A 10,905-nucleotide genomic window follows, 5' to 3' on the forward strand; every position below is an offset into this window, starting at 1 on the left:
GGATTCCCTCAGGGAACGAAAGCCAGGTCCCTGAGATTGAGGGTGAAGGACGGGCCGTCGCCGATGCTGCCCCGGCGGCCGACCACCTGTCCCGTAGGCGTCACCTCGAGCCATGCGCCGACGTGGAACTGTGAGGGAAGGACTATGAGGTTGCCGTTGGGCGCCCGCATGATGCCCGCCGTCTCGCCGAAGGCCATCCTGGACGCGACCTCGGCGGCGGTGGCCGCCGCCCGCTGGTTCAGGCCCAGCCCGCTGACCCGCTCCGAGATGTGGGCGAGCTGGCCGCTTCCCCGGGCGATGGACCTCGTCTCCTCCCCGATCTGCCGGCCGAGCGTGGTGGGGCACGGCTCCTCGTTGTGGACGAGGACGGCGGTGTCCCCGACCAGGACGTGGTAGGTGTGCAGGCCGGCGACGGTGAGGTTGTGGACGCGGGCGACCTCGACGCGGACGCTCACCGCCGTGACCGCGCCGGTCCCGCCGCCGGACGTGCGGAGCAGGGAGCCGGGGGAGAGGTCGGCCGCGGGCCGCCAGGAGCGGGCCCGGGACTCCCAGAACAGATGGTCGCCGGTCGAGGTCAGGGCGGGTCCGAACCGGCCGAGCGGCCCGGTGGCCAGGCTCGTCAGGCGTTTGGCGCCGCGGCTGCCGATCAGGCGGGTGACGGGCCTCGGTCCGGAGGCGCCGGTGCGGGGATCGGCCGCCCAGACCAGGTCGCCGACCCGGACGTGTTCGATGGGCCTTGCCGAGCCGTCGGCCAGGAGCACCCGGGTACCGGGCAGGAAGCTGCTGGGAAGCCTGCAGAACCCCCTGTCCCTGAGCCTGTCCTGGATCTTCTTGAGTTCGTCGTCGGCTTCCTTCTTGCGGTCGCGCGCCTTGTTGAGCTTGTCCCGGATGTTCTTGAACTTGTTGGCGAGCTTGATCGCACCGGGGATCTTCTCGAGGAAACGGAGGAACTTCTTCCAGGGAACGGCGTCGGACAACGCCTTCAGGCAGTCGACGATGTCGCCTTTGGTGAGGCAGTTCTCGATCTCGGAGGCGCCGACGAGACCCTTGAGGTAGTCGATGACCTCCTGTTTGAGCCGCTCGGCCTGGTCGTTGAGATCGGTCAGCTCCCGGCCTGCGTCGTTCGCCTCGTTCCTGGCGCCGTCGCGGGCGAGGGCGTCGGGGTCGGCGGGATCGAGGACGGGCTCGGCCGGGGGAACGGCGGCGGGCGGAGCCTGCACGGTGGGCTCGGGCAGGGCAGGCCCGTCCTGGCCGGGCGGGGCGTCCTGGCCAGGCGGGGCGTCCTGGCCAGGAGGAGTGTTCGCACCGGGCGGAGTGTTCGCGCCGGGAGGATCGGCGACGGGTGCCGGCGGCCGGTCGTCGGGGCAGTTCTGCGGCTCGCCGCTGAAGACGCGGCAGGCGGCGGTGGCGGTGCTGCTCCTGACGTGGTCGGGGAGGGCGACGACGGTGAAGACGGCGGCGAGGGCGGCGACGAGGACGAGGACGGCACCGTATTCGACGGCGGAGGCGCCGCCGTCGCGATGCGGCAGGAGACGACGACGCCCGTTCTCCATTCAGCACCAGCTTCCCGAAGCGACAAATGATGATCTAAGGGAAGCGAAAGGTGTCAGTGACGGACAGGGCCCGCAGACCCAATCCGGAATCGACGCCCATGGGCCACCGCCGGGACCGCACGGCGTCCGCTCGGCCGGGAGGCCGCGGCGGGCCGGTGGCCGCGCGACTGCGCAGCCGAGCGAGTTTTAGGTCTAGGGGCCCTGTCTGGATGGTTTGATCTTCGATTGCCTTGGAGTTCGCATTCATCCGACTTCGAGGAGCCGGGATGGGACGTCGGCGGTCCACGGGCCCACATCGCGATGACGGCGCTTCGGCGGCCGAGTACGGCGCCATCCTCATCCTCGTCGCCGCCCTTGCGGCGGTCTTCACCGTCGTCGCCCTCCCCGAACGCGTGAAGACCAACACCGCCGCCGCGATCTGCCAGCTCTTCAGCGGCACCGACGTCCGCGACTGCCCCAACGACCAGCCTCCGCCTGCCGGAACGACTCCGAACAACGGCGACCCGGAGGCCGGAGACGACCCGGCCGAAGACGATCCGGCAGGAGACGGCCCCGCCACCGACGACCCGCCGCCCGAAACCGACCCGGCGGATCCCGATGCCCCCGGCCTGGACCCCAATGATCCCGACGTCCAGGCCTACACCAACGCCAAGAACGAGGCCGACGCCGCGGACCAGGCGCTCAACGACCTCAACGGCCTCTCCGAACAGGCCAAACAGGAGATCATCGACTTCCTCAAGGACCTCGTCGGCATCACCGACATCGAGGACTGCCTGACCAAGGGCGACATCATCGCCTGCATCAGCGCCCTGGCCGGACTCGTCCCCTGGGGCAAGGTCCTCAAAGTCCTCAAGAAGATCCCCGGCGCCATCAAACTCGCCAAGAAGCTCAAGAACCTCTGGGACAAGCTCGCCGACGCCCGAGCCCGCAAGAAGAAGGCCGACGACGCCCTCGATGAGGCGGAAGAGAAACTGGGGGACAAGGTCTGCCTGGTCAAGAAGCCGCCGAACAGCTTCCCGCCCGGCACCCGTGTGCTCCTGGCCGACGGCACCACCAGGCCCATCCGGGACATCCGGGTCGGCGACGATGTGTGGGCCACCGACCCCGCCACCGGCGTCTCAGGGCCCCGTCCCGTCACCGGACTCATCACCGGTCAGGGCTCCAAGCATCTGGTCACTGTGGCCACAGGGCCCTTCGGCAGGTTCGGGCCGGCCGTCACCGCGACCGCGGGCCACCCCTTCTGGAACCCCGGCACCCGCACCTGGCTGGACGCGGAAGCCCTCGTCCCCGGCACCCCCCTCGGCACCCCCGAAGGCCGAACCGTCGTGGCGGACGTCCGGCGGCACACAGCGGCCCTGCGCGTGCACAACCTCACCGTCGCCGGTCTGCACACCTACTACGTACTCGCAGGCGGCACACCGGTTCTCGTCCACAACGACCCCCCCGAGGTCGACCCGTGCGAGGCCGCCAAGGCGGAGATCAATTGGAGTCCCAAGAGCGTCAAGACCTTCGGCCACACCTTCTCCGACCACGGGAAGTCGGTCGAGCAGCTTGCCGACCGGGCGAGGAAGAAGGGGGGACCGCAGGGACGGTGGCCCGACCAGGAGAAGGCGGCGGAGTTCCTGAAGTCGGTCTGGACCCCCGGCATGAAAGGCGCAGTGGAGGTCGACATGCCCCCCGGTCTGGGAGAGGTCGTCTTCGAGGACGGGACGACCCGGGCCGTCCAGCGCGTGCGCATCGTCTTCAGACCCAACGGAATGATCAAAACCGCCTTCCCCATTCTTCCCGACTGAGGACCGGAGGCCTCCGGGATGACCGTGCGGGGCGGCTCGGACTTGTTAGCATGCACGCGTGGATCTTTCTTTTGAACTGGTCGGGCCCGCCGAACCCCGGGCTCGAGAGGAGATCGATCACCTTCCGGAGGAACTCGAGGACTTCCCGACCCTGGTCATGGTCTGCTGCGGAATCCTGGAGGGCGCGGGGTATGAATTCAGGATCTCGGGATTCGGGTCGAGCGACTGGAATTTCGATGTCGGCTACGACATGTCCACCCTGATCGAAGGGATTCCGGATCTCGTGGACGGGATGAACAAGGCGGGGTCCGCCGAGGTCGATCTCTACTCGCAAGGGGTCGAGAGGACGCTGGAATTTCGGCTGAACGGCCGAGAGGTCCTTATTTCTTGCGCATCCCGCACCTCGTGGAGGCCTGATCCGCCGAGCATCACCATGGATTATGGAATCCTGCAGAGGATGTTCGCCGACCTCGCGAAGGATTTTTCGAGGGCGGTGCTGGAGCAGGCGCCCGAGCTCGCGGATTTCGAACCCCTGAACCACTGGCGCACCGGCGATATCGGCTACTCCGCGTAGCCGCTTGATCCCGTATTTCGGAGAAGAAGGCCATGGCGTCTCGGAAATTCCTCTTCCCCTGACCCTCGAAGTGCCTTGGGAGATGCCCCTCATCCACGCGCTGGACCGGCCGCTCAAGGGCGCCTACCGCGACCTCGGCTTCCGCTTCGACGAGGCGGAAGCCGTTCGGTCGGAACCGGCAGCGGGTCAGGAGAGAGCGCAGGCGCCTCTCAGGGAGAGGGGCGAGGTCCAGGAAGGCAGGTTGTTGCGGATGGTGGCGGGGTCGTCGGTTCCGTAGTCCGGGATGCGGGGGGCCAGGCGGGGAACGTCGGCGACATAGAACTCGGCGTGTTCGGCGGTGAGGCGGAGGCCGGCGTCGGGGTGGAGGCCGAGGTCGAGGGTGAACAGGCTCTCGGAGGCGCCGGGGGCGGAGGAGAGCACGGTCCAGGCGGTGCTGGAAGCGGGGCGGGAGGGCGCCGTCCAGGTGAACTCGCGGACGCCGTGGGCGATGAGGAGGGCGGCGTCGCCCTTGGCGAACTCCATGGTGGTGCGCAGTTCCAGGAGCAGGGCGGCGCGGGAGGTGCGGACCTCGACGCGGGTGTCCAGGAGCTGGGCCTCCAGGAGGACGTCGGGCTCGCGGAGCGGATCGCGCTCGGGGAGGGGAACGGCCTCGGGCTCGGCGGTTCCGTGGAACAGGTCTTCGGCTCGCAACATGGTGAGGCCTCCGAGGGGGAGAGGTCTGCGGCAGGCCCTTCTGATCATAAACAGGATCACCCGCCGACGGGGGTGCGGACCACGCGGACGCCGCACATCGGCTCTCCCCTCCGCCGGGTTCTCAGGGGATCCGCCAGTCGGAGAGCTGCCACCGGGACGCCGCCGCGACCAGCTGGACGCGCCATTCCGCACCCTCGCCGAGGGCGAAGGAGAACTGGATCCCGTCGGTGTGGCCCTGCTGGTTCTCCAGGAACAAGGAAGTTCACCCTGTCATCGATCTGGAGTACTCCTGGATTTCGTCGTGGACGCTCGCCTCACGAGGTCTCCGCGGACGGGTCCCTCGTGCGGTCCGGCGCTTCCGGGACGGGTTCGATCTGCTGGAGCACGCCCCAGGCGAATCTGAGGAAGAACATGTCTCCGCTCTCGGGCGCGCGGGCCAGATAGGTTCGGTAGTGGCCCCACTCGTCGATTTCTTGAATCTCGGTGAACCTCTGGGAGAGGTCGTCCTCAAGAAAATTCCATGCTTCCGGCTCTCCGTCGGGGAGCCTCCGGGAAGGGTCTCCGGTGAATTTGGCCTGTTCGATGAACCTGCCGGAGCAGCCGAATGACGCCTCGAAGATGAATTCTTCCCAGAGCGGGATTCTGTAGAAATTCCGGTCGTCGTCGGGGCGGGGGAGGCGGCCGCCGCTCAGGGTCGTGTGGAGGAAATCGGCGACGGTCGTGACCGGTTCGGCCGTGCCGAGCTGCGGACGGAGGGCACGCGACACGGCGTCCGCGGCTTTCCGCATCTCCTCCTCGGTGCGTCCGAGAAGGTCGAGGGCATGAGCCAGGAGGTGTTTCGGAGGCTTCATGGTGCGGAGGAGGTAAAGCTGGAACTCCACGATCCCCGGCGCATCGGATGACCCGCTGAAGGAAGATCACCCCGCCATCAGCCTGGAGTACTCCGGGATCTTGTCCAGGAATCTCGTCTCGTGCTCCGTTGCCGGGGTCATCGTGATGCCGCCGCGTTCGAGCATGACGAGGGAGATCAGCAGAGAGGGCTCGACCAGCGCGTGGACCAGCGGATTCCGCGTGCGGAAGAAGCGGGCGTAGAGCTTTTCCGCGAAGGTCCGGAAAGCGATCAGGTCCACGGTGTAGGTGTCGTCGTCGTTCTCGGTCAGGCCCGTCGGCGTCTGGACGATGTCCGCCGCCGCGTCGGCCAGGGCGGCGTACCACCGGCCGAGACCGGTGGCCGGATTCCACAGGGTTCTCCCCTGGTGCTCGAAGTAGACGCTCATCCGACGAACTCCAGTCTCAGGTCGAGCCCGGGATTTTCTCTCCTGAGCCGGTCGAAGTGGTTTTCGAGGGCGGTCCGGAACCGCGGGTCCATCCGGTCGCTGGTGAATCGGAACCCGATCGGGGCGTTCTCGTACCCCTCGATGTGCTCTCTGGCCTTGAGGTACTTGTCGAGCTTCTTCGTCACCTGTTTGTCGAGCCACTGTTCGTCGCCGTACAGGACGCTCTTCAACTCCCAGAGGACGCCGTTCTCGATCTTGTCGATATCGGTGATCCTGTTCTTGGTGACGGGGTCGTAGACATCGTATTCCTCCTCACCTTCGAGCGGTCCGCAACCGGGCTGGGGAACGGGGTTCTCATTGTGGACGAGGACGGGGACGCCGCCGATGAGCACGTAGTAGGTGTGGAAGCCGGCGATGGTGAGGTTGTGGACGCGGGCGGTCGCTGTGCGCGGCCGGGCTGAGGCCAGGACATGTCGGCCGTTGAGCGGGGTGCCGGGGGCGAGGCGGTCGGCGGGCTGCCAGACGCGGGCGGCGGGGTTCCAGAACGGGTGGTTCGCGGTGGCGGTGACGGTGGGGCCGAAGCGGCCGAGGGGGCTGAGGGAGAGGGTGACGAGCCGCTTGGGTCCCCGGCTGTCGATCAGGTGGGTGACGGGCAGGGAGGCGGTGACGCCTCTGACGGGATCGGTGGACCGGACGAGGTCGCCGACCCGGATCCGCTCTATGGGCTGGGAGGTGCCGTCGGCGAGGAGGACGCGGGTGCCGGGAAGGAAGCTGCTCGGCGGCTTCTTGACCGGGCAGGCCTTGCCGTCGAGTTTCTTCTTGGCGTCTTCGAGGGCGTCGTCGGCCTTCTTCTTGCGGGCTCGGGCGTCGGCGAGCTTGTCCCAGAGGTTCTTGAGCTTCTTGGCCAGTTTGATGGCGCCGGGGATCTTCTTGAGGACTTTGAGGACCTTGCCCCAGGGGACGAGTCCGGCCAGGGCGCTGATGCAGGCGATGATGTCGCCCTTGGTCAGGCAGTCCTCGATGTCGGTGATGCCGACGAGGTCCTTGAGGAAGTCGATGATCTCTTGTTTGGCCTGTTCGGAGAGGCCGTTGAGGTCGTTGAGCGCCTGGTTCGCGGCGTCGGCCTCGTTCTTGGCGTCGTTGTAGTTGCGGACGTCGGGATCGTCGGGATCGAGTGCCGGGGGAAGGTTCGGATCGGCGGCGGGCGGCTCGCCCCGGGGGGCGGGGTCGGGGAGCGCGGGGCCGTCCGGAGGATCGTCGCCGGCGGGAGGCCCGTTCGCGCCGGGTGGGCCGTCGGGGACGGGGGCCGGGGGTTGGCCTTCGGGGCAGTCGCGGGGACCAGTGCCGCTGAAGAGCTGGCAGATCGCGGCGGCGGTGTTGGTCTTCACGCGTTCGGGGAGGGCGACGACGGTGAAGACGGCGGCCAGGGCGGCGACGAGGATGAGGATGGCGCCGTATTCGACGGACGAGGCGCCGCCATCACGACGCAGGCCCGTACGACGTTCGCGACGCGGCAAAGCATCCTCCCCGGAAGCCAGCGGGTTGCCGCAACAAGGGAATCGAGTCGGAAACCGGGTGCACAGGGCCCCAGGGCCCAAAAAGGGGGCCCGCACGAAAAACCGGTCAGGACGCCTTGTAGGTGCGGATCCAGTCGACGGTGAGGCGGGCAGGGAAGCGGGTGGTGCGGTCGGGCGGGCCCACCCAGCTGCCGCCGACCTGGAGGCTGAGGACGAGGAAGAACGGCTTGGCGAAGGGCCAGTTCTTGTAGCGGGGGAGCTGGGCGTAGGGCTTGCCGTCGACCCACCAGGTGATGGACTTGGGGGTCCAGTCGACGCCGTAGACGTGGTAGCCGGCTTCGAGGGGCTCGGGCATGAGGAGGACGCCGCCGCCCTTGAGGTCCTTGGCGTGGGCGTAGCCGCGGGCCAGGTGGGGTTCCTGGCCGCGGGTCTCGATGACGTCGATCTCGCCGTAGGTGGGGCTGCCGACGAGGCCGCCGTTCTTGCGCTGCATCCAGAAGGCGGGCCAGACGCCGTTGCCGGTGGGGATGCGGACGCGGGCGGCGAAGCGGCCGTAGGTCTGGGTGAAGGAGCGGTCGGTCTGGATGCGGGCGGAGAGGTGGGTGCAGCGTCCGTACCAGCACTGCAGGCGGCTGCTCCGGGGCGCCTTCTCGGCGGTGATGACGAGGTTGCCGTATCCGTCCTGGCGGGCGTTGGCGGGGGTGTAGTACTGGCGGGCCTCGTGGCCCCAGCCGGTGCCGCCGCTCAGGGCGCGCCATGCGCGGGAGGGGGCGCCCTCGCCGTTGAACTCGTCGCCCCAGGTCTTCTTCCACCGGGTCTTCGGGAGGGTGAACAGCGGTGCCTGGGAGTCCTGCGCCACCGGCAGGACGGAGGGGGCCGGGGCGGCCTCCTCGCCGCCGAGCCGCCAGGCGGACAGGCCCGTCACGAGCGAGACGGCGCAGAGGACGGCGAGCGTGCTGCGGCGCATGTCACCTCTTGCCGGTGCTGGTTGCCATTTCCCGTGGCATTAGATCATCATTTTGCGAGATTTCCGGGTTTTCCGGGGTCGCAGGGAAAGGCGGGGTGCGGTGGGCGACTGGGCGCCATGGAAACGGAAGCAGAACGGCCACGGCGCCGACGATCCGTATTTGACCGTTCCAGACTATGGCGGCGGATTTCACCCGCAACCCGCGAAACCACCGCGCAGAATCCCCTGGCACTGGGTGATGCTCGGCGCCTCCAGCATGGCGTTGCTGCTGGTGGCCACCCTCGTCGTGGTGAAGCTGACCGGGGACGGCGACGACTCCTGGCGGCTGGCCGGGGAGGAGTTCGCCGCCGATCCCGTCGCCCGCTCCGACGGGCGCGACCAGGAGCTGCGCTCCGTCGCCTCGGTCGGGGCGCTGACCGTCGCGGTCGGGGGCGAGCAGAGCACCCTCGGCTACCGCGCGGTCTTCCTCGTCTCGCGGGACGGGGGCCGCACGTTCACCGCCGCCCGCGTCCGCACCCCCTCCGGCGAGCCCGCCCCGCTGGACGACGTGCCCTCCTTCGTGGCCGGGTCCCCCTCCGGCTGGACGGCCCTGGGCCGCAGCGTCGCGGGCGGCACCGTGGTGTGGACGAGCAGGGACGGCGCCGCCTGGACGCGCCAGCCCGACCAGGCGGGCCGGCCCTTCGCCGCCCAGGACCGGGTCCGCGCCCTGGCCCGCTACGCGCAGGGCTTCATCGCCACCGGCGGGACCACCGCCAAGGGCGACCACAGCGACACCGCGCCCGTCGTCTGGCTGTCCCAGGACGGCCGGAGCTGGCGCCGCGTCACCGGCTGGCAGCTGCACCCGCCCGCCAAGGGCACCCTGGAGTTCACCGAGATCGCCGCGGTCTCCGGCGTGATCGTGATCCGCGGCGTGTCGTCGGAGGGGAACGGCGAGGTCGTGTGGCGTTCGACGGACGCCGCGGCGACGTGGCAGGAGTTCGTGCCGCCCCGCCCGAAGGACGCCGACGGGCTGCGCGTCGCCGCGACGGCGGACGCCCTGCACGTGGTGCACCGGGTCAAGGACGGCGCGCGGCTGTACTCCTCGACCGACGGCGCGGAGTGGAAGGAGGGCCCGGCCCTGGAGGCGCCGGGCCTGACGGACCTGCGGGCGCTGACGGGCGAGGGCGGGACGCTGACCGCCGCCGTCGTCACCGACCGGCAGCTCGACCTGCTGGCCACCAGGGACGGGGCGGCCTGGACGCCGGCCGGCGCCCTCGCCCTGCTGGACGGCCGCGAGGTCACCGGCCTGGCGGCGCCGGGCGGCGGCGCCGTCGTCACCGGCCGGGACACCGGCGGCGACGACGCGAACGCGCTCCTGGCCGTCCGGGACGCGGCGGGCAAGGAGATCCCGCCGCGGGTCTCCGGCCTCGTCGTCCCGGACAAGGCGGTCACGGGCCTGGCGCAGCGCGACGGCACCGTCATGGCGGTGGGCAGCACCAACGGGGACGCCTCGGTCTGGCTGTCCTCCGACGGCCGCTCCTGGCGCAGGGCCAAGGGCGGCACGCTCGCCAGGCCCGGCACCCAGCGCCTGCACGGGGTGGCGGCCGGGGACGCGGGCTGGCTCGCGGTCGGGACGGACACGGCGGCCACGGGGACCAGGCCCATGGTCCTGACCTCCCGGGACGGCACCGACTGGGTGCAGGCCGACCAGGACGAGGTCTTCGCCGCCGAGGAGGACACTCCCGTGACGGCGCACGCGGTGGTCAGCGGCCCGGGCGGCTACGTCGTCGTCGGCGACTCCGGGGACAGCGCCATCACCTGGTACTCGGCCGACCTGAAGACCTGGGAGCGCGGCGCGGGCGCCGGCGGCGACAACCTGGAGGGCTCCCCGGCGAACCGCAGGTGGATGCGCTCGGTGGCCGCGGGGCCGTTCGGCTTCGTCGCCGCGGGCGGCGTGACGGACCCCGAGGCCTACGGCGGGGTGTTCGTCCGGCGGCCCACCGTCTGGGCGTCGCCGGACGGGCGCAAGTGGATCCTCAACCGGCTGCCGCTGCCCAACGGAGTCAACGAGGGCTGGCTGACGCACATCGCGGCCAGGGGCGACCTGCTGGTGGCGGCGGGGACGGCCGTGGTCGCGGACGGCGCGCGCACGTGGTCGCTCCTCTACGTCTCCTCCGACGGCGGGCGGACCTGGCAGGCCGCCGAGCTCCCGGCCGGATCCGGCCAGAGCATCACCGTGACGGCGATGACGGTGACGTCGCGGGGGGTGCTGGTCGCCGGAACGGCGGGGCGTCCCCGGGACGTGACGCTGTGGTCGACCCGTGACGGCAGGACGTGGCGCAGGTCCGTCCCGTCGGGGGTGGGCGCGAACGGCCCGGGGGACCAGCTGCTCACCGCCGTGACGGTGTCCGCGGGATCGCTGATCGGGGTGGGCGCCAGCGCCGCGGGCGGCGAGGACCAGCCGACCCTGCTGGTCAGACCGGACAAAGACTTAACAAAAGGGCACAATTCTGACCACTTCCGGACAGTTGTGACCGGATGAGGTCAGAGTG

Annotated in this window: 10 protein-coding genes; 3 read left to right on the plus strand and 7 right to left on the minus strand. The window is 69.9% G+C overall.

All coding sequences use genetic code 11. The features are described from left to right. Positions 1–8: 8 nt before the first annotated feature. Positions 9–1,553, minus strand: coding sequence for a polymorphic toxin-type HINT domain-containing protein (locus ABD140_RS30750; RefSeq protein WP_344244712.1), 1,545 nt, complete (start codon positions 1,551–1,553; stop codon positions 9–11). Positions 1,554–1,819: 266 nt separating this feature from the next. On the opposite strand from ABD140_RS30750, the gene ABD140_RS30755 reads away from it, so the two are divergent. Continuing rightward, positions 1,820–3,346 (plus strand): polymorphic toxin-type HINT domain-containing protein, encoded by a 1,527-nt coding sequence (locus tag ABD140_RS30755; protein ID WP_344244714.1) that lies wholly within the window; start codon positions 1,820–1,822, stop codon positions 3,344–3,346. 58 nt (positions 3,347–3,404) lie between these two features. Then, positions 3,405–3,920 (plus strand): hypothetical protein, encoded by a 516-nt coding sequence (locus ABD140_RS30760; RefSeq protein WP_344244716.1) that lies wholly within the window; start codon positions 3,405–3,407, stop codon positions 3,918–3,920. Between the two features lie 186 nt (positions 3,921–4,106). Here the strand turns inward: ABD140_RS30760 and ABD140_RS30765 are convergent, their stop codons facing one another. The 6 genes from ABD140_RS30765 to ABD140_RS30790 all read right to left on the minus strand — a co-directional run bounded on the left by ABD140_RS30765 (position 4,107) and on the right by ABD140_RS30790 (position 8,374). Further along, positions 4,107–4,613, minus strand: coding sequence for a hypothetical protein (locus tag ABD140_RS30765; RefSeq protein ID WP_344244718.1), 507 nt, complete (start codon positions 4,611–4,613; stop codon positions 4,107–4,109). A 121-nt stretch (positions 4,614–4,734) separates the two neighbouring features. Continuing rightward, on the minus strand, positions 4,735–4,869 hold the full coding sequence (locus tag ABD140_RS30770) for a hypothetical protein (RefSeq protein ID WP_344244720.1): 135 nt from the start codon (positions 4,867–4,869) through the stop codon (positions 4,735–4,737). 58 nt (positions 4,870–4,927) lie between these two features. After that, positions 4,928–5,494, minus strand: a complete 567-nt coding sequence (locus ABD140_RS30775) for a hypothetical protein (RefSeq protein ID WP_344244722.1) — start codon at positions 5,492–5,494, stop codon at positions 4,928–4,930. Between the two features lie 36 nt (positions 5,495–5,530). Next, on the minus strand, positions 5,531–5,890 hold the full coding sequence (locus ABD140_RS30780) for a DUF6086 family protein (protein WP_344244724.1): 360 nt from the start codon (positions 5,888–5,890) through the stop codon (positions 5,531–5,533). Then, positions 5,887–7,407 carry a Hint domain-containing protein gene (locus tag ABD140_RS30785; RefSeq protein WP_344244726.1) on the minus strand — a complete coding sequence of 507 codons (1,521 nt, stop codon included), beginning with the start codon at positions 7,405–7,407 and terminating at the stop codon, positions 5,887–5,889. Before ABD140_RS30785 ends, ABD140_RS30780 begins: the two co-directional genes overlap by 4 nt. Positions 7,408–7,513: 106 nt before the next feature. Further along, entirely contained in the window at positions 7,514–8,374 is an 861-nt protein-coding gene (locus tag ABD140_RS30790; RefSeq protein WP_344244728.1) for a glycoside hydrolase family 16 protein, read from the minus strand. Positions 8,375–8,612: 238 nt separating this feature from the next. Between ABD140_RS30790 and ABD140_RS30795 the strand changes: the two genes are divergently transcribed. Further along, complete coding sequence (locus ABD140_RS30795; RefSeq protein WP_486303352.1) at positions 8,613–10,895, plus strand: DUF6242 domain-containing protein; 2,283 nt, start codon at positions 8,613–8,615, stop codon at positions 10,893–10,895. The last annotated feature ends 10 nt before the right edge of the window (positions 10,896–10,905 follow it).

It is taken from the genome of Actinocorallia libanotica, assembly GCF_039525175.1.
GTDB lineage: Bacteria > Actinomycetota > Actinomycetes > Streptosporangiales > Streptosporangiaceae > Actinocorallia > Actinocorallia libanotica.

Bases quoted from the DNA above. Each gene is read 5' to 3' on its own strand.
- ABD140_RS30750 (WP_344244712.1), bottom strand. From the start codon at position 1,553: ATGGAGAACGGGCGTCGTCGTCTCCTGCCGCATCGCGACGGCGGCGCC.
- ABD140_RS30755 (WP_344244714.1), top strand. From the start codon at position 1,820: ATGGGACGTCGGCGGTCCACGGGCCCACATCGCGATGACGGCGCTTCG.
- ABD140_RS30765 (WP_344244718.1), bottom strand. From the start codon at position 4,613: ATGTTGCGAGCCGAAGACCTGTTCCACGGAACCGCCGAGCCCGAGGCC.
- ABD140_RS30780 (WP_344244724.1), bottom strand. From the start codon at position 5,890: ATGAGCGTCTACTTCGAGCACCAGGGGAGAACCCTGTGGAATCCGGCC.
- ABD140_RS30790 (WP_344244728.1), bottom strand. From the start codon at position 8,374: ATGCGCCGCAGCACGCTCGCCGTCCTCTGCGCCGTCTCGCTCGTGACG.
- ABD140_RS30795 (WP_486303352.1), top strand. From the start codon at position 8,613: ATGCTCGGCGCCTCCAGCATGGCGTTGCTGCTGGTGGCCACCCTCGTC.